Here is a 23,061-nt window from a genome sequence, read left to right on the forward strand (position 1 = left end):
TCGGATGTCAGCTGGCGCTGAGTTTGGCGCGTCGGCGCTTGCGGGAGAGGATCGCAAAGCCCACCAGACCCATGCCGAGCATGAGTGCGGTGTTGGGTTCGGGGTTGGTCAACCAACCCGCGTTGAGAGCAAGGCCTGAATCATCGTAGGCAAACCCCAGAACCGTAAAGTCGGTTCCACTGGCATTGAATTCGATTTCCAGCCAGCCGTAGAGTGGACCCGATCCAGTGTCGAAGGTGAATCCCGCGTATGCCGTTGTACCTGGAGCCCAGTCGGGATTGGTCGTTCCTCCTTTCGACATGTGTCCCTGGGTGGCAACATACGAAAGACTGTCGTCGACCGTCTCCCCATAACTCATCAGCGTCAGATAGTCCACCGACATCGCTCCGCCAGTCGGGGTCACATAGAACTCGATCGTACTCGCAGTCATCATGGATGCGTGCGGTTGGAGCCACAGATCGTCACCCGCGTCCGCGGTGTTGACCGAGATCCCGCTTAGAAGGGATCCATCAATGGTAAAATTCGTACCGGGAGATGCATTGAGTGTAAGTTCGTAAATGACCGCCGCTGACGCGTTGTCGGCCAATCCCGAAGAAGCCAACCCCAACGCTGCGACCTTGAGACTCCGCCCGCGAAATCGATTTGCTTTTCGACCCAGTCGGGACGTGCTCACAGTGCTCTGCGTTTCTCGATTCATCTACTCATCCACGCGCCAACAATCACTGCTCTGCATCTACCTATAATCTATCGGCAGTACACTCGAGCATCATGACCGGGATCACCTTAGACGCGCAGCTAACTCTCGGAAACACGATTGCTTTCGCCTTAGCAGATTTTCTTTGGATTGTCTATCCGCAATTGATGCGCAGATGGCCATCAGCAATGCGCAATAAGGCGGCATTTCGTTGCGACGACAGTACGACACGGCGCTACCCCTGTACCACTTGCGTGTCCGTGACGAACGCGAGTTGTCCCGTCACCCGCCGGCAACTAATCGTGTACGGGGACCACACACAGCGTCCGAGGTGAACTTTGACGAGTTGCTAGAGTGTTGTTCTATATACCTAGCCATCCGGGAGTAATGCTTGTCCATGTCTGATTCGAACGCGAGACCAGCCAATCCACATGCCGGTCTGCCCATCACCGACGACGATGCGACGATCGCCAAGGCCCTCGAGGATGTAAGCATCCCAACCTTGATGCTCTCGTTGTTGCACATTACGGGCGACGCAGAGTTGATCCGGGGAGCCCTGCGCCCGGCGGGCCTGTTCATCAACGAAGTCCAGGGTTTCATGTCCGAAGAGGACAAGGCGCAGGTGCGAAGTCTCGCCCTCGAGATCATCCGCAAGTATCGCGACGGCGGTTCCAAGCTTCCGCCGCCACCCAGCCCCGAGTTGATCCAGGAGATGATGAGCTGGCTGGTCTGCACCGAAGTGCCGAGCGAATACATCCCCATGATGCTCGAAGAAATGGAGCTCGACGGGATTGACGCGCGCAAACTCGACTGGGACAGTGTCAGCGAGGAAGTTCGAGCGGAGTTTCCAGTCGTCGTCATCGGGTGCGGTCAGTCGGGCCTGTTGGCGGGCATCCGTCTGAAAGAAGCGGGCATTCCTTTTACCATCATCGAAAAGAACGCAGGGGTCGGGGGAACCTGGTACGAGAACACCTACCCGGGTATTCGCGTCGACGTCGGCAACCACTTCTATTGCTACTCCTTCGAGCCCAGTGATCACTGGACCGAATTCTTTTCCCAGCAGGCTGAGCTACAGAGTTACTTCGAGCGGGTGATGGACCGCCACGAGGTCAGGCCCCACGTGCGCTGGGAAACCGAGGTTGTCGGTGCCAGCTGGAACGACACAGACGGTGTCTGGTCGGTCCTTATACGAAACCCCAACGGAAGTGAAGAGACCCTGGTCGCCCGAGCGGTGATCTCTGCCGTCGGCCAACTCAACCGGCCCAAGATTCCGGACTTTCCCGGAATCGAAGAATTCGAGGGCGCCTCATTCCACTCCTCTCAATGGGACCACAGTGTCGACTACAAGGGAAAGCGAATCGCCGTTGTGGGCGCCGGAGCCAGTGGCTTCCAGATCGTGCCCACGATCGCGCCGGACGTCGAACATCTCACGGTGTTTCAGCGCACGGCCCAGTGGATGTTCCCCAACCCAAACTATCACGAAAAGGTGGGATCCGGCGTGCGCTGGGCCATGCGACACCTTCCGTTCTATGGCCGCTGGTATCGCTTCCTGATTTTCTGGCCCGGCTGCGATGGCGGATTGGTCGCAGCGCGCATCGACCCGGAGTGGCCGGACGACGGCAAGTCGATCAGCGCGGCCAACGATGCAACGCGGCAGATGTTCACGGCTTGGATCACGGAGCAGGTGGATAACGACCCCGAACTCATCGCCAAAGTTCTCCCCACCTATCCAGCCACGGGCAAGCGCACCCTGCAAGACAACGGTAGCTGGCTCAAGGCGCTGACCCGGGACAATGTGGATCTGGTAAAGGAAGGAATCGAGCGAATCACAAAGAACGGCATCGTGACGACTGACGGGCGCGAGATCGAAGTCGACATCATCGTTTACGCGACGGGCTTCCACGCAAACCGCTTCCTTCACCCGATGAACATTGTGGGACGAGATGGCCTGGAGCTGACATCCCATTGGGGAGACGAACCCAAGGCTTACCTTGGAATTACCATGCCCGGGTTTCCCAACTTGTTCTGCATGTACGGTCCCGGCACCAACCTCGCCCACGGCGGCAGCTTGATTTTCCACTCCGAATGTCAGATGCGATACATCGAGGGCTGCATAAAGGGAATGATGGAGCGCGGTTTGCGTTCGATGGAACCCAAGCCGGAGGTGCACCAGGAGTACTACGAGCGCACCCAGAAAGAACTGGAAACCATGGTCTGGTCTCATCCCTCGATCGACCACAGCTGGTACAAGAACGCCAAGGGGAAGATTCACATCCTCAGCCCGTGGCGCCTGGTCGTATACTGGGATTGGACCCGCGAGCCAGACTTCGCAGACTTCAATCTGACCTAGCAGCCCGCGAGCTGTTCAGCTTCGGGCCATTTCCCGCAACACCGTATGCAGGATGCCACCGTTTCGGTAGTAGCCGACCTCGGCCGGTGTATCGATGCGACAAATCGCCTTGAACTCGACCACCTGGCCCTCGCTGTTGGTCGCACGAACGGAGACATTCTGGCGCGCTTCGAGATCTTCATCGATGTCGATGTCGAAATGCTCCCTGCCGGTCAGCCCAAGGGATGCCGCGGAGTCGCCGTCCTTGTAGCAGAGCGGAAGCACCCCCATGCCCACCAGGTTGCTGCGATGAATCCGCTCGTAGCTTTCCGCCAGTACAGCCCTGACGCCGAGCAAGAAGGTTCCCTTGGCGGCCCAGTCGCGACTCGAACCCATGCCGTAGTCCTTGCCCGCCAGAACCACCAGCGCCGTGCCGGCGGCCTTGTAGTTCTGGGCCGCATCGTAGATGAACGAGACTTCGCCATCGGTACCCCGGGTAAAGTCGGTCGTGTATCCGCCTTCGGTTCCCGGAGCCAGTTCGTTGCGCACGCGAATGTTGGCAAAGGTTCCTCGGGTCATGATGCGGTCGTTACCCCGACGCGAGCCGTAGCTGTTGAACATGTCGCGTTCGACACCGTGATCGGCCAGGAAGGCACCTGCCGGTGTGTCGGCTCCGATGGCTCCGGCCGGACTGATGTGATCGGTGGTAATGGAATCTCCGACCTTGATCAAGCAGCGCGCATCGCGAATGGCGGTGATCGGCGCAACCTCAGGACTCAGCCCGATGAAGAACGGAGGCTCCTGCACGTAGGTGCTCGCTTCATTCCAGCTGTAGAGCGCACCCTCAGAACTCTTGACATCACGCCACTGCACTGATCCTTTGAAGACGTCCGCGTATTTGTCGATGAACTGCTCCCGGGTCACGAACTCGCCCACGGCGTCGGCGATTTCCTGCTGACTCGGCCAGATGTCTGCGAGGGTGACTTCTTCTCCGTCGGAACCAATGCCGAGGGGATCCGTCGTGAGATCAATATTGACGGTTCCCGCGATCGCATAGGCGACCACCAGGGGAGGGGAGGCCAGGTAATTGGCCTTGACGTCCGCGCTAATGCGCCCCTCGAAGTTTCGGTTGCCGCTCAACACACTGCAGGCTACGAGATCGCGTTCGTGAATGGCTTCGCGGATCGGATCGGGCAGCGGACCTGAATTCCCAATGCAGGTCGTACAGCCATAGCCCACGTTGTAGAAGCCCAGGGCTTCGAGGTCCACCGTTACGTTCGCCGCGTCGAGGTACTCGGTCACCACCTGGGAGCCCGGCGCGAGCGAAGTCTTGACCCAGGGCTTGCGATTGAGACCGCGCTTTCTGGCGTTGCGCGCCAGCAGGCCCGCCGCGAGCATGACGCTTGGATTGCTGGTGTTGGTGCAACTCGTGATCGCGGCCAGCACCACGGCTCCGTCCGTGAGTTCGAACTTGTCACCTTCGTAGTCCACTGGAATGGTGTCTGCCTCGGCTTTGCCGAAGGTTTGCGCCAGATCCGAAGTCCACTGGCTCTGCATCTGGGACAGCACGATCCGGTCCTGGGGTCGCTTTGGGCCGGCGAGGGACGGTTCGACCGTGCTCATGTCGAGTTCGAGATCGGCGCTATAACGAATGTCCCGAGACTCATCGCGCCAGAGACCTTGCTCCTTGGCGTACAGCCCGACCGTTTCGATCAGCGCATCATCGCGGCCACTCAACCTCAAATACTCGAGGGTCCGTTCGTCGATGGGAAAGAATCCCATTGTGGCGCCGTACTCGGGGGCCATGTTTGCGAGGGTCGCGCGGTTCGCCAGGGGCATGTCGTCGAGCCCGGGACCGTGGAATTCGACGAACTTTCCCACCACCCCGTGTTCGCGCAACTGCTGCGTCACCGTCAGGACCAAGTCGGTGGCGGTGCAGCCTTTCGCGAGCGTTCCGAACAACTTGAAGCCAACCACCTCGGGAATCAACATCGAAATCGGCTGGCCGAGCATCACGGCTTCGGCCTCGATTCCACCCACGCCCCAGCCCAGCACTCCCAGGCCGTTGATCATCGTCGTATGGCTGTCGGTTCCCACGACGCTGTCGGGGTACAGGACACCGTCGGTTTCCCAGACACACTTGGCCAGGTATTCGAGGTTGACCTGGTGCACGATTCCCGTGCCCGGAGGTACTACGCGAAAATTGTCGAATGCTTGCTGGCCCCACTTCAGAAACTCGTAGCGCTCGGAGTTGCGGGCAAATTCGCGTTCGGTGTTGATGCGCAGCGATTCTTCGCTCGCAAACGAATCGACCTGCACCGAATGATCGATCACCAGATCACACGGCACCAATGGGTTTATCTTGCTCGCACTCGCCTCGTCCCCGGTCATGCGCACCACCCCCGAACGCATTGCGGCGAGGTCGACCAGCGCTGGCACGCCGGTGAAGTCCTGCAGGAGTACGCGTCCCGGCTTGAATGGAATTTCGGTCTCACCGACGTTTCGCGCATCGTAGGCGGCCAGTTGTCTTACATGTTCTTCGGTGACGCTGAAACCATCTACGTTGCGTAGGCAGGCTTCGAGCAGGATCTTGATCGAATACGGCAGCCGGTCGATGTCCCCGTGGTCGCGCAGCGCCGCGAGCCGGTAGATCGACTTGTCCCCGGCGGGGGTCTCGAGCGTCGCTTTGCTGTTGAAGGGATTCGACATGTTTCTGCTCCTGACGTGGTTTCCGGGGGTCTGGATGATACTGCCGCAGCACGGAAGAGCGAGGGGAAGATCCTTTTCCGGGCTCGGGCGGCGTGCTCGTCTTCGCGACCGGCGGCTCAACTCGGGCTAGGCTCGGTTCACGCTTGCGATGCGATGGAGGTCCGAACACCCGATGGCCAAAGACCCGAAGGAAGTCCAGCAGGAACTTCGCGCGGCATGGGACGATATGTTTGCCAGTCTCGCAGCAGCGCGCGACGCCATCGACCAGGCCGAACTGATGCCAGCGCCGATGAATGAACGAAATTTGGCAGAGGGCTACCGCTATCTGATTGGTTTCCTCCATAACGCCATCGAGCGTTCCTTCCACTCGGACAAGACACGGCCCGCAATTCGCAATGTATTGAGCATTTTTAATCGCGCGACCATCGACAACGCCGATGCAATCTATTTTTCCGCCGCAATCGACGGACGCGAGCAATACTGCCTGCGTGGACAGGCCGAAGATTCGCGTGTCTGGCGGGGAGAAGATCCCGCGACAACGGGGCGTATGGCTCCGCACTACGTCATTTTTGAGGCCTCATCCGGGGTGCTGGCCGGCGACTCCGGGGATCTGCGCGAACTCATCCCGGGAGTCAAGCTCCAGACGGGCAATCTCGACTCGTCGTCCATCGAAGTCGCCGCCGACGGTTCGTTCGAAATCTTGCTAGCCCCCGAAAGACCCGAAGGACATGTGGGGAACTTCATTTCAACGCTGAGGATTGCCGACCGGCCAAATCCGTTAGACCCGGACGCCCCCCTCGAGCGCTACGCGGATTACATCAGCGGACGTCAACTCTTCTACGATTGGGAACGCGAAGACGCGATCCACTTTTCGATCACGCAACTGGGTGCGGAAGGCACGGCGAAAGAAGCCTACAACGCCGAGCAAGCCGCGGCGGAACTGCGACGCTGCGGTGAGTTGGTGCGCGGACAAATGCACTTCTGGAACGCGTTCTGGACCATTCCCATGGGCGTATACGGCAAGCGAGACGGTTCGATTCCGGGCATCGAGTTTCCACGCAACGGTTTCAATACGATCAACGCCGCGTCCGCAGCGACCGGCGGTGGGATGAGCACGAACCTCTATGCCGGTGGTGTCTTCGAACTCGAGCCCGATGAAGCCTTGATCATCGAAAACCGCATTCCCAGTCCTCCGCAATACGTGGGCTTTCAGATCGCCAATCTATGGGGTGAGTCGGTCGAGTACGGCGACCAGATTGGCAGTCTCAACGGGAATCAGAGCGAGGTCGATTCCGATGGCGTGATTCGACTGGTGATCGCGCACCGCGATCCCGGCGTCCCCAACTGGATCGATACGACGGGGCATCGCGAGGGCTTCCTGACCCCGCGCTGGGCGTACAGCGAGACGCCGCCAACGGACCAGTGGCCGACCATTACCGCAACCAAGGTGCGCTTCGACGAAATCCGCAAAAACCTGCCCTCCGAGACTCGGCGAGTGACGCCAGCAGAGCGCCGGGAACAGGTTAGAGTTCGCCAGGAGCACGTCCTAAGGCGCTACCGCTCGTTCTAAAGCGTCACATCACTGAGAGGACCCCTACCGGAGAGCCCCAGGCGGGTCGATGCCCCGAGGTCGTGGTTGCGGTGTTCTCGACCATTCGATACGGTGCGTTTCGTAACTGGTCGGCTCGTATCCGGGCAGTCGACGGGCACCGGCGGCCGGGACGAGACGGGGAGAGCAGATCATGGACTTCGAATTCAGCGCAGAAGAGCAGGCCTTTGCCAGCGAGGTCGCAGCGTTTTTACAGGAAGTGCATTCGGACGACGTCATGCAACCCTGGAAGGAGAACTTCACGCAATTGGTCGACACCCCGGCCAAACGCGCCTTCCTCAAAAAACTCTCGGACAAGAACTGGTTGGGCATCACCTGGCCCAAGGAACTCGGCGGACAGGAAGGATCCGGAATCCTCGAATACCTGCTCAACGAAGCCCTGGCCTACGTGGGTGCTCCCCAGATCGGCAAGGGGGTCGGGATCATCGGCAAGACCTTGATCCGCCACGGCAGCGACAAGCTCAAGGCCGAATTTCTCCCCAAGATCCTGAATGCCGAAGTCGAGTTTGCCGTGGGCTACAGCGAACCCCAGGCCGGCTCCGATGCCGCCAACATGCAACTTCGCGCCGACAAAGTGGACGGCGGTTGGAACCTCAACGGTCAGAAGATCTGGACCACATCCGCGCACTTTGCCGATTGGTACTGGGTGGGTGCCCGCACCAACCGGGAAGTCAAGAAGCACGCCGGCATCAGCCTCTTTCTGATTCCCATGAATGAAAAGGGTCTCGAAATTCAGACCATGGAGTGCATCGGCGGAGATCAAACCAACCAGGTCTTTTTCGACGACGTGTTCGTGCCCGACGACTACATGGTCGGCGACGAGGGCAAGGGATTCCAGTACATCTCCGAGGCGCTCGATCTCGAACGCTTTACCATGTTCACCTTCTCCCCGATCTGGGCCCGCTTCGAACTGTTGTTGGACTACGTCAAGAACAACACCCGGGACGGCGAGTTGCGCAAGGACGATCCCGTCGTGCGCAGTGAAATTGCGAAGCTCGCGACCGATCACGAGGTTGCCCGGGTTCTCGGCCTGCGTTTCGTTGCCGCTGCGAAAGGTGTGGAAGGCAAACCTCCAACCGTGGAGGCCTCTCAGTACAAGCTCTTCGCGACGCAACTCTCTCAGCGCTCAGTCAACAAGGGCCTGGATATCATGGGTTCCGAAGGGCAGTTCCGGCTCGACGACCCCCACGCAATGCAGAAGGGGCGCTTTGATTCTGCCTACCGCGCGACCGTGGTCGAAACGATCGGCGGTGGTTCGAGTGAGATTCAGAAGAATATCATCGCGCGGCGCGGTCTCGGGCTTCCGAAGAACTTCTAGCAGCCGGGGACTTGCGAAGCGCTTCAGCGATTGCCCGGAACATGGCGATGTGTAGATCTTTCGACTCCTGGCGCTCGACCAGGTAGCGACGGTTCGCAGAGTTCTTGACGATCACTACCCGGGCGCCGGGGTTCACGTAGATGTATTGATTGTAGACGCCGGCCGCCGTGTAGTCCGAATTTCCCGGCCCGGGAATCCACCATTGATAACCGTATCCCCAACTGGAAGACGAGGCGGGGTTTCCCTTGCCGGGCATCAAATGTGGCCCCCCCGGAGAGGTCGAAGCGCGGACCCAGCGGGCGGGTACGATTTGTCGGCCCCGAAACTTGCCGCCGTTCAAATACAACATGCCGAAGCGCGCGTAGTCCCGCAGTGAAGCGTTCAGCCCCCCGAGCGCGACCTCCATGCCCGTGCCGTCGAGCATCCAGTAGGCGTCGTGCTCCATTCCGAGTTGGCGCCAGATTTTTTCCTCCAGGTAGCTCGCAATGCTCACCCCGGTCACCCGGGTGAGCAACATCCCCAGCACCTGGGTATCGATGCTCACGTAGTGGTGGTAGCTGCCGGGTTCCCGCGCGCGCTCGAGACTCGCGGCAAACTTGGCCATGGATCCGCCAAAAGCGATGGTCCGACCAAAGCGATTGATGTCGGAATCGGGGTCCGCGTAGTCCTCGTTGAAACCCACTCCAGAAGACATTTGCAGGATATCTTTGATCCGCACTTCGTCGTATCCGCTGCCGACGAGTTCGGGCAGGTAATGCGTAATGGGCTCGTTGATGCTTATGATCTTGCCCTCTTCGAGCGCGATTGCGATCAGGGCCGAGATGAAGGACTTTGCGACCGACCATGAAATGTGTTGCCCGTCTTCACGGTGTCCAAGCCAGTATTGCTCGTAGACGATCGTGTCATCTTTCAGCACCAGCATGCCCGTCGAGCGGCTGTATTCGAGATACTCCTCGAGATTGCGATCCGCCCCCTCGAAGGAAAACGTTTCTGGAAGCTCGATCTCGGCTCGCCGGAATTCGGAGGTTTCGGCGGGAGCCCGGACCGCGCGCGTCGGAAACAAGTCCTGCATGTTCAAAAAGTTGTGGACGATGCGGTCTTCGTCGTAGAGATGGTCCAGGCGATATAAATGCAGAAACAGTGGGGCGAAGTACAGACCGTAAACCACCAGGATCCAGGCCAAAACGGCACGGATGCTGCCGAAATACGACGTTCTGCTGCTCACGACGAACTCGCTCCCAATGCGGTTGGGTTGTCCTTTCGGGACTTCCGGGCAGCAGCGTAGCCCAATGTTTGGCAGCGGTTCAGAGCAACGCTGCCAATAGTGTGCTCCACCCAACCACCTGACGCCGAGTCTCGTCTTCGAAGACAAAGCCCTGCTCGAGCAATTTGCGCTCAATTTCCGGAAGGTGGAGCGCACCCCACGGCACGATGACGTTTTTGTACTGCGGCAATGCAATTTGGATTTGGGCCAGCAGGTGACGATTGCGCAGTTCGAGGATGTCGCGCAGGAACACCTCCGCGAGCTCGGGATGCTCGAGAACGTGGCGGTAGAAATCTATGAACGCCAACAGGGGTTCGTCGGTGTCCCAAATGCCGGCAGCCAGCGCGAGATACTCCACGGTCTCGGGAGCGAACACGCGAGCGTCGACGTCGGCATTGCGAAGCACCGGCCACTCTCCTGCAGCTCCGGTCACGCCGTCTGGAAACAGGTAGAAGCCGATCGGCTGCTGGGTCTGTAGCCCCAGGTTTCGAGCCAGGCGTTCGTAGGTGAGCGCACCCTCGAGTACGGCGCCCTCATCCGACACGCCTTCTTCCAACACGATCGTATTTTCACTCACAAAACTCGCGGTGAGCGCCCGATAGGACTCGTCTTCCCCCACGTGCATCATGCCCACGAGGCGCACCTCGTTTTCTCCCTGGGCGTATCGACGATCGGCCAATTGAATTCCGGAGAGGTTGACCTGCACGAAACTCTCGGTTCCCACCTCCAGCCATGTCGCGAACGAAACCACGACATAGCCGACCAGGAGCGGAACCATGACGAACAGCATCGCGGCAAAAAAGCGCAGGCTATGGCCGAGCGCAATTTGCGGACCGCCCCGGGTCGAGTCGGTCAGCAGCCAATTCTCCCCCCGATTCAAGTGACGGATTCGAAGCAGCGTCGCGGCGGCGAGTCCCAGCTGAATGGCTCCGAGCGCGGCGGGCAGTTCCCACTCGAGATCGAGCGCCAAAGCTAGTGGCGCGCCCCCACTCGCCAACCACAAGACGCTTGCGCAGAGGGTCAGCAACATTCCCATCGGAAGTCGCGCGCAGATTGCCAGTATGGGCACGCACAAAATGGCCCCCAACAAGACCAGTACAGCGACGTATCGCTGCAACGCGATTAGCGGAGGGAGTTCAATGAACAAATCGCTCGCGAGGCTGACCAAGCTGAGCACGGCATCTGCGCCGTAGGCGACAATGAACGCATTTGCGAACCAAATGGGTGGTGAGGGCGAGGATGCAGTGGATTCGGAGAGAGCCATGAGCGCTTCAGATCTTCGAACTTTGCGCGCTCTCGCGCAACCCCCCGACGTAGATCCGCGGACTGGGGCGCAGCGGCATCCCTAGCGACAAAACGAGTCTGCGTTCTACATCCAGTCGTTGACCAGGGTGAAGGGTGCCCAGTAGAAGGGATGTGAATAGCGTTCGCTTTCGCGCAGGGTTGTCTGAGCCTTCTTCAGAGCTTCCGCCTTGTTGAGCTCGGGCTCCTGCAGGCCGCGGTAGAAGGCGATCATCAGTTCCCGTGCCGCGGTGTCCGAGATCGACCAGAGGCTCCCCAGTGCACTGCGTGCGCCGGCACGAATCGCACTCCCGGTGAAGCCAAGCCCCGCCCGATCGTTGCCCACTGCCGTCTCGCAGGCACTCAGGACCAACAGATCCAGCGGCGCGCCATCGGCCTGGGTCATGCCAACTACGTCGGAGAGATCGTCGAATCCGACGCGTCCCCCGTAGGTGAGCAAGAAACTCGTATCGGGATTGCCGGTGAATACAGCGTGAGTCGCAAGGTGGACAATGCCGGGTACTTCCTGCTCGACCGCTTCTCGGATCTTGGCCAGGGTGAAGGATTCGTTCAGCAGCAGCTCGCCGCCTTCAATGGCTTGAATCTGAGCCAACTCCTCCGTGACCGCAGCCAACTCGCTAAAGCCCTGCACACTCTCGCTCACTCCGGCCAGCACTGGGCGTCCACGTTCCGAAGCGAATTCGGGAGGCGTCAGCAACCGCAAGCTAAGTGCCGTGGCCGTCGCAAAGCGATCCCCTACGTAATAACCGTCTTCGTCACTCAGGGCGGCGAAGGGCAGGGTGCGCAGGCGCCCGTCGGGTACGAACACGAGGGTTTCGATTCCCTCCTCGTCCATCCGCTCGGCGTACGGAGCGACCAGCCACTTGTAGAGCAACTTGCCAATTGCGCGGTGCTCGGTGGTCAGCGGATTCTGTACCGCTCGGCGGAATTGATCCACGGTCTTGATCAGGCGCGTTGCCGCGACTTTGGTCGTAAAGCGCTCGATCCCCCCCGGGAGACCCACCAGCAGTTCGATGCGATCGGGCAAGGTGACGGTGTAGACCACTGCAACCTCGTCGCCCAAATTGTCGATGCCGCGACCACTTCCGCCGACACTCGCGATGCACTCATCTTCAAAGTAGTCGCGCAGTTCGGCGCCCTTGAGCTTTTCGAGGGTGTCCCGAGCTTCTGCAATCAAGAGATCGGCAGTGTGCTGGCTCTTGACCATGCTCGCGGTGCGCAGCAACAAGTCGACGGTGTCCTGGTAGACACCTCCCACGGTCATGCGGAACGAGGCGTCGGTCGTGCCGTAGCCCTCCGATGCCACGGGTTTGGTCTCTTCGAGAATCGCGACCGCCCGTCGGTGCGCCGCCAGCGCGGGCCCGACCTGATGCTCTGACCAGAGGATCTGCCCTTCCTGCCAATGTGCGCGGTACAGCAGCTCGGGGGCATTGATGCCTTCCGCAGCGCGGCGCGCCAGACGGGTCAAGTACAACGCTTCGCTGTGGTGCTGCTCTTCGCGATAGAGAGCGCCGAGATTCAAATTCGCCAGCGCCACACTGCGCAGATCCCCGAGTTCCTCGGCTCCCTTGAGCGCCGCATCATAGGCTCCGTAGGCGCTCAACAGCGATTCCGCTCGCGCCTTTGGCGACACCGCGGCCAGTTGAGCGAAGCTGCGGCCCATGTGAATGTTGAGCGGCACGCGCTCTCGGGTCTCGCGCAAGTCTTGGGTCAGGGACATGGCCTTGTCGAGCAGCCTGCGCGAATCCGCCAGGTGACCGCTGTCTGCGGCGGCTCGGGCGGCTCCGGCGAGGGCCCGGGCTTCGTCACCCTTGCGGCCAAGCTTGCGTGCGAGCTTGGCCGAGCGCTCGAAGGCCCAGAGTGCACTCGTAAAGTCGCGGGTAGCGGCATGGCGATTGCCGAGATTGTTCAAGACCGCTGGCGCAGGGGCATTGTTGTCCGAGGCGATCACGATGTTGAGGCCGCGGGTCAATTCCTCTTCGGCCCGGACCAGTTCCCCGGTGCCGATCAACGCATTGCCGAGACTCGTACGGATTGCAGCAGTGTGTTGTTCATCGCCGAGGGGTTCAGCCAGGGCGAGCGCGCGCTCGAGACTGCGACGCGCGCCCATGAAACGACCGTCATTCTGCTGAAGCTGAGCGTACGCGAGGAGCGCTTCACTGGCGCCCCGGGCATCCATTGCCGCTTCGAGTTCATTCACGACCAATTCAAATCCGGCAGCGGCTTCTTCGAAGCGGCCACCTCGCACCGCCACGGCCGCCGTCGCCAATGCGCGCTGGGTTCGGATGTTGCGCTCGAGTTCTTCGACGTTCGCAACCGATGGCCCAATCGCTCCAACGGGAGGAAGATCGGGACTCTGGGCCGCGGCGAGCAGTTGATCGCCTGTGGTGTCGAAGGCGATCAACCAATCTTCAGGAGATGCCGGCAAGCGCCTGCTGGTGCTGGCCAGGAACTGGCTCTTGCGGTCCCTGCCGGCGATCGATTCGCAGGTGCGGGGAACGATCGGCGCGGCCTCGGCGCTATTGGTGAAGAGGGAGACGCCGGGGACCTTTGAAGTCTTCTTCTTTTGAGCGTGTGCCTGGCTGCTGGCGGATGCGGCGGCGATCTGCTGCTCGGCTTCTTCAATGGCCGGATCTCCGGGGGGGCCGGAACCTACCGGGGGCAGGCTCGAAGCTGTGAGTTCGGTTTCGAAGGGCTCGAGATCGGTGAAGCCAACTGGGTCGTCGCTGTTGGTGAAGATTTGCTCGAGGGTGTTGACGATTTCTGTAATTGTATTGTCGGTGGAGTCGTCTTCAGGAGGGGGCTCCGTACCGAGTCGAACGACTTCGAACGTGCCATCCAATTCGGGTGAAATACCCGATACGTCAGTTTGTAGGGTGGTGAGATCTGAAAACTGGGCCGAGGTGAGAGTGATGTCGCCTGCGTGGGCGCCATCCACTGCGCCGGTGGAGATAGAGGCGTCCGTAACGTCCAACTGCTGCTCGGCAAAGATATCGACACTTCCGGCAATCCCGGTCTCACCCAAGCTCCCAAAGTCGATCAAGGCTCCACTCAGATCTACGAAATCCCCAGAAACAGAGAGACCGCCGGGTTTCTCAGTCGAGCCCGAGCTGCCGAAAATCGTGATGTTGGGGAGGGCGATTTCGGGAGCTTCAATCACGACGCCAGCGGTGGTTGGACCGTCAGCCGAGATCGTAACGCTGTCGCCCGAGATCGAGATGCCTGCTTTGATCGACACAGACCCCGCCGTACCAGAGAATGAACCCGTATCGATAATAATGATGGAATTGGTTTGACCGAGACTGATCGTATCCGTCGCCTGGATATTTACGGCACCGCCAGTATCGGCAAAGAACGAGGCGGTAGAGATGTCAATGTCAAGCAGAACATCGGTCCCGAGGATCTCAACGTCGCCCACCCGAGTGGGTCCCTCGGCTGCGGCAGCTACGAAAAACTGTTCTTCGGGAAAATCGGGAATCGTGAGAATTTCCCCCGTGAAGATAGAGCCACCGCTCAAGTGGACGGTGCCGCCTCGAAACGAGACGTCACCACTGCTGTCAGACGGTCTACTGGTGGCAAGATTTCCGTTGAACGTCAAGTTGCCAGACGCGTTGATCTGATTCCCAGACAGATCGGTTGTTACCAATGACAGCCCTGAAGTTTCAGGCCCCTGCGGGTCGAGATCGCTGGCGTCTATGACGCGACCGGGACCTCCCAACGCGATTGCGTGAAAGCCGCGGCCCTGGGTACTGATGTCGAGTGGCGCATCGAAACCGAAAGTCAGCTCGCTGGCAACGAAGACGAACACGCCGCCGAGAAAATCAGAATCGATGGGGGCCACATCGAAGCCATCGACCACGATCGACGAAAGATTGCCGTTGCGAATTTGCACGGCTCCCACACTGACGTCCGTCAACAGGGGTGCCTCGATCGGCGCCGTCATGTCCATCAACGTAACGGAGCTGTCGAAATCGCTGAACAGTTCCAGCCGATCCGCGGTGCTGACAATGAAGCCCTGCTTTGTGTCAATCGCGAAGTCCGGCCCGAAGAAAACTCCGTTTGAGTTTAGGAAGAACAGATCCGCGGAATCGTAGGCGCTTACAATGCTCCCATCGATTTGAGACGGCCTCGAACCTGTGATTCGCGTAATCACGCTGTCGACTTCAACGAGACTCGTCGCATTGTCGGTATAGAGTGCAGTCTCTCCAACATTCAGATCGAACTCGGAAAAGCTGTGCAACACCAGAGAGTCGTCATCTCTTTTGATGCCGTCGTCGCCGTGAATCGTGTAAGTGTTTTCAGCGTCGAGCACAAGCAGACCGGGAGTCTGGCCGGGAGTGGAATCGCGGATAATATTGCTGCCATCGAGAGTAGTTTCGACGTACGAGCCAGCGGTCCCGGATTCCGACGATACGTCGTAGATAGGGTCGGCCTCGCCATCGAAAGTCAAATCCCGGGTAACGAATTGAACCGTACCGCCATCGCTGTTATCGCCAAGCGCGGCCACTGAGCCCGTTGCGTCACTTGCGATGATCTGCTCGCTTCCGTACACGTAAATCGAACCACTAGCTTGATCGCTTCCGGACGTCGTGAGGTCGACATTAGACCCGCTAATGTCCACAACGCGCCCCTCGATCGAGACAGCCACGGGTGTACCGCTGGCGGACTTTCCATCGATCTTCGAGCCCCTGAAACTGATCGCATCCCCAGCCACCTGGATCGTGTTGGGTTCTGTGCCAGACAGCGCCGAACCGGTAAGGATCGTAATGCCGTCGGCCATGACAGATTTGGCGCCGAAGAATCCTATCGAACCCGATTGGTCGCCCGTTCTCGAACCGATGGTATTAAATGTCTGCCCACTCCCGATCGTGAGCGTGTCCTCCGCAACGACAAGGATGTCGCCCGCGCTGGCACCAAGGCTAACGGTCACAATGCTCGAATCGAGCAGGATGTCATTACCCAAAATCCGCACGTCGCCCGCGTCGTCGAAAACCAAACCCCCGGTCGTGATGAATCCCTGGGTCGTGACAGTGCCGCCCTGAAGCAGGATGTCACCATTGCCACGGCCTCCATCCGACTGGGGATCGGTAATCGTGCTCAGGCTGCCGGAATAGAAAACGTCTCCTTCTGTAGCGATTGCTACCCCGAGCAAAGAAGTCGTTCTTACCGAATCAATCGAGGCTGAGTTGGGGCCAGCTGCACCGGCAAAGCCCTCGACCCTACCATCGCGACCCAAACCCACGGCGATAAAACTCCGGCCATTGGTGTCGATGCTGAATCCCTCAACTGTCAACGGATCTCCGAAGCTCACATCGCCGGCGACAAAGCTCAGTTCGGCGGCCTCTGTTCCCAGGAAACTGTCCGTTACATTGAAACCATCAACGACGATATCTCCCAGACCCGTCGGCCCGGCACCCAGAAAACCCCAGGCGTGTGGAACGGCCATGGTCAGATCCGGTACAAGCAATGGCGCTCCGGTATCGATTGTGGTTATTGAACCGTCGAGGGTGCTGCGCATCTCGAGAAAGTCAGCCGTGCTGACGTGGAAGCCCTGCTTTACGTCGAGGGAGAAACCCGAACCGAAGAAGACGCCGTTGGGATTGACGAAGAGTAGATCGGCGTTGGGATAATCACTCTCGATCGTGCCGTCGAGTTGCGAAGAGTTGCTACCGGTAATTCGAGTGAGCACGGTCAGTGCGGCCTCGAGGCCAGCTTCGTTACTGTCCATGTAGCGAGCGGTCTCAGTGGATTTCAAACCCATCTCGCTCAGGCTGTGTACGATCAGGCTCCCGTCTGTGCTGCGGATGCCGTCTTCACCGTCGATCAAGAACACGCCTTCGATGGACTCGATGTTCCCCGCCTCTTGTCCTTCGGTGTCGTCCCGGACGATCTGAGCAGACGCGCTGGATGCAGCAAACAATCCCAACACGATGAATGACAGTACGGCTCGCCCGAGCGAGCCCGATCCATATTTGTTTAACATTTCACCACTCCAGGTTCTCTTGTATCACCGGCGCACTTCAAAAAGCAAGTGCAACTCATGGGAAGCGGACCTGCATCGAGAAGTGAAGGCCGTCGTCCTGCAACGCCTTTTTGTCTCCAGTCACGCCGCCAGTCTTTTCTACTTTCCCCGCCCACTCGATAGCGATTCGTACATGGCGCCAGATGTCGGCGTGGATACCGACTCCCAGGCTCACCAACCTGGCTCCCGATCCGCTCCCTGCGAAATCACGCCCATAGCCCGCATCGCAGAAGAGTCCAAGCTCCAGCCGTTCTACTGGCTCGACATGGGGCAGGGGGATTCGTAATTCCACCGAACCCACGACGCCCTGGTCCCGAACCAGGAGGTTCTCCCGGAGGCCTCGCACCGAGTTGTGTCCCCCGAGCGCAAACTGCTCCAGTCCCAGGAGGTGCGCGTCGGCCACCTGTGCGTCAATGCGCGACTGAATTCGCAAGTCGTACCAGGGCAAGTACTCGACAGCCTGGATCTGGATGAGGCCGCTTACAAATTTTCCGTCGGGAAATTTTTCAAGCGTCATCATGTTCTGCTGCAGCGGGGTGGCATCGAGTATGTCAAGTCCGACGCTCGCCGTAATCCTTGCTGCGAACGCCCGCCGTCTCAGGCGCAAGAGGTAGTCTCCCCCGGCGCGCAACACCGCGACCGTCGATTCCCCCTCGTTTGGATCGTCTGGGTCGATCCCCGCCGCTCCGGCCAAGAACCCACGGCCGCGTTTCCAGTCCCCCGCAAAGAACACTCGAGCCTCTTGACCGCGTTCGCGCAACACCGGCTGCCTGATGCGAAATCCATAGGCCTCGGTCTTGCTTTCGATGTCGAGGGCCTTGAGGGAATCTTCGATGATTTCACTCCACGCACGGCGCATCCAAATCTCGAGCGAAGTGTCCCAGCGATTCAGCGGCACTTCGACTCGCACATCCACATCGTGCAGTCCCTCGGCGACGGAGTACGCGGTCGACCAGGTATCCCCCCAACCCGACACGTTGCGGTGACCCGCGCGAAAGCGTCCGCGATACTCGCCAATCGACACTGGAGCGTAATTATTGAAACTGGCGCTGGCCCAATACGGAACCGCTTCATCGACCGCGATCGACAGCATGCTCTCGCCGCGTTCTTCGCCGGGAATGAGTTCGGCGGCCACCGCAGTGATCCGCGGATCCCGCTTCAAGCGGCGCAGGCTTTCGCGCAAGGTGTTTACGTTCAGCGTGCCCCCGTTAGCTTCGAGCCGCGAGGTAAAGTATCGGGGCCGTAGACGACCGTCAGTTGTGACATCGATCGAAGTGAGCTGACCTTCAATGATCGTGATCTCCACCACCCCGTCGCGATAATCCTGCGCCGGAAGCACTGCACCCGAGCTGATGTAGCCAGCGTCGACGTACGCCCGGGTGACGCGATCGCGCGCCTCCAGGACCGTCGAGTAACGACGCTCTTCACCGAGATAGGCTTGGGTGACAACTTCGAGATCCGCGTCGGACAGCGCGAGATTGCCTGAAAAATGAAACGCCTTGATCGAGATGACTCCGCCGGAGAGCGCGCTGGCCGCGCTGTCGTCTTCCGGAATATGAATCTGGGGCAGGGTGCGACCGGGGATCGGCGCATCCTCTGCGTCCAGATCGAGCGGGGGAAGTTCAGGGCGAGTTTCCCCTGGTCCCCTGAGCAGGGGCGCGACTTGCTGCGCAAACGCAGACTCAGCTGCGAGACTCAAAAGCAAAAAAACCGCCGCTGCACCGACAACCGCCACGGTCGCAATACGAAGGCGAAGGATTGGCATCCAGTTAGAACCTCGATTACCAGCTGTTATTGAGAAGGGGGTAGCTTGTCGCTTGCAGAACCATCCCGCCGACTCGGCGTTCCCAGGGCTAGCGATTCGTTGTCGCGAAGGTGATCGGCGCCGGTGTCTTTGCAACTTCGGGCTTTGCTCTTACCGATACAAGTTCACGCAACATCGTGTTGCTTGCCTGGGTGCCAGACGGAATCATCGCACTCCGCGAGGCCCTCTGCTAAGGCCCGTCCATAGACAGAACCTCGGCATTGGACTGATGAAGGGCCCGATCTTCGGCTTCGTCGCTTTTGGCTTGGTCCTGTTGCCGGAATACCGATCGACTGCAACAGAATCTGTCGATTTTGTATACGACGGACGATTCCCGGCTACGAACAACGGCGCAGTCCTGCGGTCTAGTCGATCGTCAGTGTGCGCTTGAAGAAACCGATCGCGAGCTCGAGGGCAGCCAGCGCCGCTGCGGGGTCGTAGCGGGGGCCTTCGTCTCGGATGAATGCGTGTTGGGCGTTGAACTCGTGCCAGGTGAAGTCGACTTCGGCTGCGCTGAGCGCTTGATAGATCTTGGCGCGGCCCTCGGTTGGGATGTGAGGGTCCTGTCTTCCCCAGACGAGTTGCAACTCGCCCCCGATCTCTGCGCATCGTTCGAGGGTTCCGTTGCCGGCCTTGCAGGCGAGGGTGTCGGAGTGAAGATCGGTTGCGTAGAAGCAACTCGCGGCCAGGATTGCGTCGTTCAGCGCGGCTCGGAATGCGAGGTGTCCGCCGATGCAGATCCCCATGGCGCCAACCTTCCCAGTGCAACCCGCACGCCCGCGCAAACAGTCGACCAGCACGTTGGTGTCGTGATCGTGCGCCTCGAGAGTCTTTGCGGATTTGTCCGCATTGCCCTTGTCCTTGCCGGCGTCGTCGTAGGCGAGCACGGTGCCGATCGGATTCAGTTCGTGAAAAATTTCCGGCACCGCGACTGTAAAGCCATGGCCCGCCAACAGGGACGCAACCCGGCGAATCGGATCCGTCTGTTGAAAAATCTCTGAATAGAAAATCAATCCGGGATAGCGACCTTCACCCGCCGGCTCGTACAGCGTGACGCGCATGGGGCCTGTGTCGGTAGCCAGATCGATTTCACAGGTCTCGATGATCATCGGAGTTCCTCGACGGATCGCGGGAAAATTCCCGCCGCCCAACGGCCATCAGAGGTAAGCTCTCCCGCCATGGCTGGACAAGTGCTCACGACGATTGAAAACGGCATCGGCAGCTTGATTTTCGATCACGAAGCGAGGCGCAACGCCATCACGGGCGAAATGTGGGACGCGATTCCCGCTGCCGTAATCGCATTCGAGAAGTCCGACGAAGTACGCGTGGTCGTGATGCGCGGTGCGGGGGAAGTCGCCTTTGTGTCGGGCGCCGACATTTCGGAGTTCGAAAAGAACCGCAGCGGTGCTTCAGCTGCAGCGTACGATCAAAGCAACCAGCGAGCCTTTGCGACGCTTGCCGGGATGCAGAAACCGCTGATCGCCATGATCCACGGCTTTTGTATCGGGGGTGGCTGCGCGCTCGCCCTCACCGCCGACCTGCGGTACTGCGCCGAAGACGGTGTATTCGCAATTCCGGCGGCAAAGCTGGGACTCGGGTATCACGCGGGGGGACTAGAAGCCCTGGTCAGCGTGGTCGGGCAATCTGCGGCCCGCGAGATCTTCTTTACGGCGCGCCGCTTCGACGCCACGGAAGCACTCCAGATGGGACTGGTGAACGCAGTCCTGCCGAAAGAACAACTCGAAGCTCACGTTGCAGAGGTGGCGCAACAGATCGCCGACAATGCACCCCTGACCCTGGCCAGCGCAAAGTTCATCCTCAGCCAAATCCAACGCGAGCCCGGCGCTCGAGATCAAGCGGCAATCGACGCCTCGATTGGCGCCTGCTATGAGAGCGCAGACTACGCCGAAGGCGTTCGCGCCTTCCTGGAAAAGCGCTCCCCAAAATTCAAGGGTCGCTAGGGTTCGTCGCCGAATGGGGTGTACCCATCGCTCGACTCACCCGGTGCCTCCCGGAAGCTCCGCTTCGCCGGCATCGTCGTCCCAACCGAAGCGCTCGAACAAAGGCGCGAGTTCGCGGCGAATTTCATCGGCCGCAAGACCGAATTCATCCAGGCTGTAGGCGTGACGCGTCTCATGGGTTCGCGCCCGCTTGTCTTCCGTGCGAAGCACTTCTCGGTATTCGTCGGAGATCGCAAACCCAAGCTGCTCGTAGCTGCGTTCGATCGTCTCGGCGGGGCGCGCGGTGAGATCGCGATAATCAATGACTGCTTGTCGGGTCTCGGGATGCCTCGCGAGCACTTCGAGGGGATAGCGGTAGGTGTGGTAGGACTGGTCGGCGAGAAAGCGCAGGCTGCGCATGATGCCGTCCTCATCCCAGTCCAGCGCCCGGTAGCCGACCCGCATCAGTTTGAGCAGGCTGGGTATGGTTTCGTTTGGATTGCGCATGGGCACCACGATGCGGGCATCCGGAAATGCTTCGATCAACGTCTCGACGCGACCCGCAAATACAGGGTTCTTGCTCAAGTGAATGCGATCACTCCCGTTCAACAACAACTGTCGGCGGATGCAAGCCTTGTAAAAATCCATCATTCGCTTGCGTTCATGCGCTGGGCGCTCGTCGATGCGATAGAAATCGAGCTTCCCCATATAAGGCAACTTGGTCATCCAGTAACCGGAAGCACAGGAGTAGTAGAAGACGATGTCGTCTTCTTCGGGTTGGGTGAGTCCCATGTCGTGTATGTCGCGAGTCGCCGCGTAGCGCTTCTCTTCCCAGGCCTGCACGAGTTTTGCGAGCACGCTGGAGAGAAAGCGCCGATCGAATTTGGCGACCGCACGAATCGCTTTCTTCTGCAAGAGAGAAGGGAAGTACAGCTCGTACAAATTGAAGGAGCTAAAGCGCCCATCGTCCTTGCTCATCAAACGATGCACCAACGTGGTTCCGCTGCGCGCGTGGCCGACTACGAAAACCGGGGTGCGGATCTCAACGTTGTGCAGGGCAGGGAAGAGGATGCCGTCGAGAAAGAAGCAGATCGCGTGAAACGACGAGATCAGGGGAACGCTCACGCACAGGATGAACAAAAAGTACCTGCGCGCCATGGGATGCGGTTCGTTCCACGCGAGGCGGAGCATGCGGAAGTACTGAGGGAAGTCGAAGTAGTACAGCATGGTGTGGGGTGTCTCGCCGGAGCTTCGAGCGCCTACCGGCGATCGCTTCCTCGAGTATGCGGCTTCTGGGGTCTCATCGCTTAAACCCCTGCGGGGCGCCTGCCCCGAAACAAACGCGCCTGCTCAGCAAAAAACTCCTTGACGTGGGATTATTTCCCACCGATAATCTATATGTGGGAAAAATTCCCACCTTATACGATGCATGGAGGAAATCACGATGAATCGAAACCCACTACGCATGCCCATGTTGCTCCTGGCCGGGACGTGCATGATGACGGCCCCCATGGTCTTCGCCGGGGAAACCGGAGATGGCTTGAGAGCAGAGAAGTTCTACAAGGCAACGGTAAAGCGCGAGATCCGACAGATTGAAGAGGTCGTCGTTGAGAGGGAACTCGACACATTGCCCGACGACATCAGGCCCCCGGACGATCTCGACTCCGCCGACACCGTGTTGCTGTTCACCAACATAGGCAACCAGCCCGCCATGGTGAAATGCGTTGCTTTCGACAGAAACGGCACACCGATCGGACGCACAGCAACCCGTGTACCGGCACTGGGTTTGCGCTACGTGACAGCGTCGGACATCAGCGACGGGCTCGACTTCATCGGCCAGGTTCAATGCGCGCGCAGGGGGCAGATCGTGGGCTCGGTTGTCTTCATCGGGCCCGGGTTCACGGACTTGCCAGTGATGAACCGCTCGAATGGCGGCGGGAAAGGGCGCATCCGCTTTCCGCTCGTGGTTCACTACTAGACGAGAATCGAGATCCCAGGGCGTCATCGGACGCGCGCCGACAAACAGGGATGCAGTGCGATCCAGCAGGCCGAGGTCGCCGACACGGCGGC

Annotated in this window: 13 protein-coding genes; 5 read left to right on the forward strand and 8 right to left on the reverse strand. The window is 59.6% G+C overall.

Going from position 1 to position 23,061, the window contains the following annotated elements:
* Nucleotides 1–7: 7 nt before the first annotated feature.
* Nucleotides 8–697 carry a PEP-CTERM sorting domain-containing protein gene (locus IH881_08175; GenBank protein MCH7867662.1) on the reverse strand — a complete coding sequence of 230 codons (690 nt, stop codon included), beginning with the start codon at nucleotides 695–697 and terminating at the stop codon, nucleotides 8–10.
* 394 nt (nucleotides 698–1,091) lie between these two features.
* On the opposite strand from IH881_08175, the gene IH881_08180 reads away from it, so the two are divergent.
* Complete coding sequence (locus IH881_08180) at nucleotides 1,092–3,044, forward strand: NAD(P)-binding domain-containing protein (protein MCH7867663.1); 1,953 nt, start codon at nucleotides 1,092–1,094, stop codon at nucleotides 3,042–3,044.
* Between the two features lie 15 nt (nucleotides 3,045–3,059).
* Here the strand turns inward: IH881_08180 and acnA are convergent, their stop codons facing one another.
* On the reverse strand, nucleotides 3,060–5,732 hold the full coding sequence (acnA, locus tag IH881_08185) for an aconitate hydratase AcnA (GenBank protein MCH7867664.1): 2,673 nt from the start codon (nucleotides 5,730–5,732) through the stop codon (nucleotides 3,060–3,062).
* 172 nt (nucleotides 5,733–5,904) lie between these two features.
* On the opposite strand from acnA, the gene IH881_08190 reads away from it, so the two are divergent.
* Nucleotides 5,905–7,302: a hypothetical protein gene (locus IH881_08190; protein ID MCH7867665.1), complete on the forward strand. Its 1,398-nt coding sequence runs from the start codon at nucleotides 5,905–5,907 to the stop codon at nucleotides 7,300–7,302.
* Between the two features lie 172 nt (nucleotides 7,303–7,474).
* Nucleotides 7,475–8,659 carry an acyl-CoA dehydrogenase family protein gene (locus IH881_08195; protein MCH7867666.1) on the forward strand — a complete coding sequence of 395 codons (1,185 nt, stop codon included), beginning with the start codon at nucleotides 7,475–7,477 and terminating at the stop codon, nucleotides 8,657–8,659.
* Here the strand turns inward: IH881_08195 and IH881_08200 are convergent.
* The 5 genes from IH881_08200 to IH881_08220 form a co-directional block, all read right to left on the reverse strand.
* Nucleotides 8,619–9,854 carry a serine hydrolase gene (locus IH881_08200; GenBank protein MCH7867667.1) on the reverse strand — a complete coding sequence of 412 codons (1,236 nt, stop codon included), beginning with the start codon at nucleotides 9,852–9,854 and terminating at the stop codon, nucleotides 8,619–8,621. The two genes, IH881_08195 and IH881_08200, sit on opposite strands and share 41 nt — an antisense overlap.
* Nucleotides 9,855–9,963: 109 nt before the next feature.
* Nucleotides 9,964–11,187, reverse strand: a complete 1,224-nt coding sequence (locus IH881_08205) for a hypothetical protein (protein ID MCH7867668.1) — start codon at nucleotides 11,185–11,187, stop codon at nucleotides 9,964–9,966.
* A gap of 105 nt (nucleotides 11,188–11,292) precedes the next feature.
* Complete coding sequence (locus tag IH881_08210; protein MCH7867669.1) at nucleotides 11,293–17,208, reverse strand: CHAT domain-containing protein; 5,916 nt, start codon at nucleotides 17,206–17,208, stop codon at nucleotides 11,293–11,295.
* Between the two features lie 55 nt (nucleotides 17,209–17,263).
* Complete coding sequence (locus IH881_08215; protein ID MCH7867670.1) at nucleotides 17,264–19,012, reverse strand: ShlB/FhaC/HecB family hemolysin secretion/activation protein; 1,749 nt, start codon at nucleotides 19,010–19,012, stop codon at nucleotides 17,264–17,266.
* A gap of 404 nt (nucleotides 19,013–19,416) precedes the next feature.
* Nucleotides 19,417–20,160: a dienelactone hydrolase family protein gene (locus tag IH881_08220; GenBank protein ID MCH7867671.1), complete on the reverse strand. Its 744-nt coding sequence runs from the start codon at nucleotides 20,158–20,160 to the stop codon at nucleotides 19,417–19,419.
* Nucleotides 20,161–20,229: 69 nt separating this feature from the next.
* Between IH881_08220 and IH881_08225 the strand changes: the two genes are divergently transcribed.
* The gene (locus IH881_08225) at nucleotides 20,230–21,012 is read left to right on the forward strand and encodes an enoyl-CoA hydratase/isomerase family protein (GenBank protein ID MCH7867672.1); all 783 of its coding nucleotides are present in this window, start codon (nucleotides 20,230–20,232) and stop codon (nucleotides 21,010–21,012) included.
* 36 nt (nucleotides 21,013–21,048) lie between these two features.
* Here IH881_08225 and IH881_08230 read toward each other — a convergent pair whose 3' ends face one another.
* The gene (locus IH881_08230) at nucleotides 21,049–22,218 is read right to left on the reverse strand and encodes a sulfotransferase (protein MCH7867673.1); all 1,170 of its coding nucleotides are present in this window, start codon (nucleotides 22,216–22,218) and stop codon (nucleotides 21,049–21,051) included.
* Between the two features lie 217 nt (nucleotides 22,219–22,435).
* On the opposite strand from IH881_08230, the gene IH881_08235 reads away from it, so the two are divergent.
* Complete coding sequence (locus IH881_08235) at nucleotides 22,436–22,969, forward strand: hypothetical protein (protein ID MCH7867674.1); 534 nt, start codon at nucleotides 22,436–22,438, stop codon at nucleotides 22,967–22,969.
* The last annotated feature ends 92 nt before the right edge of the window (nucleotides 22,970–23,061 follow it).

It is taken from the genome of Myxococcales bacterium, assembly GCA_022563535.1.
Taxonomy (GTDB): Bacteria; Myxococcota_A; UBA9160; order UBA9160; family UBA4427; genus DUBZ01.

What these genes read in the sequence shown, in the direction of transcription:
- IH881_08175 (MCH7867662.1), bottom strand. Translation starts at nt 697, where the DNA reads ATGAATCGAGAAACGCAGAGCACTGTGAGCACGTCCCGACTGGGTCGA.
- IH881_08180 (MCH7867663.1), top strand. Translation starts at nt 1,092, where the DNA reads ATGTCTGATTCGAACGCGAGACCAGCCAATCCACATGCCGGTCTGCCC.
- acnA (MCH7867664.1), bottom strand. Translation starts at nt 5,732, where the DNA reads ATGTCGAATCCCTTCAACAGCAAAGCGACGCTCGAGACCCCCGCCGGG.
- IH881_08190 (MCH7867665.1), top strand. Translation starts at nt 5,905, where the DNA reads ATGGCCAAAGACCCGAAGGAAGTCCAGCAGGAACTTCGCGCGGCATGG.
- IH881_08195 (MCH7867666.1), top strand. Translation starts at nt 7,475, where the DNA reads ATGGACTTCGAATTCAGCGCAGAAGAGCAGGCCTTTGCCAGCGAGGTC.
- IH881_08205 (MCH7867668.1), bottom strand. Translation starts at nt 11,187, where the DNA reads ATGGCTCTCTCCGAATCCACTGCATCCTCGCCCTCACCACCCATTTGG.
- IH881_08210 (MCH7867669.1), bottom strand. Translation starts at nt 17,208, where the DNA reads ATGTTAAACAAATATGGATCGGGCTCGCTCGGGCGAGCCGTACTGTCA.
- IH881_08215 (MCH7867670.1), bottom strand. Translation starts at nt 19,012, where the DNA reads ATGCCAATCCTTCGCCTTCGTATTGCGACCGTGGCGGTTGTCGGTGCA.
- IH881_08220 (MCH7867671.1), bottom strand. Translation starts at nt 20,160, where the DNA reads ATGATCATCGAGACCTGTGAAATCGATCTGGCTACCGACACAGGCCCC.
- IH881_08225 (MCH7867672.1), top strand. Translation starts at nt 20,230, where the DNA reads ATGGCTGGACAAGTGCTCACGACGATTGAAAACGGCATCGGCAGCTTG.
- IH881_08230 (MCH7867673.1), bottom strand. Translation starts at nt 22,218, where the DNA reads ATGCTGTACTACTTCGACTTCCCTCAGTACTTCCGCATGCTCCGCCTC.
- IH881_08235 (MCH7867674.1), top strand. Translation starts at nt 22,436, where the DNA reads ATGAATCGAAACCCACTACGCATGCCCATGTTGCTCCTGGCCGGGACG.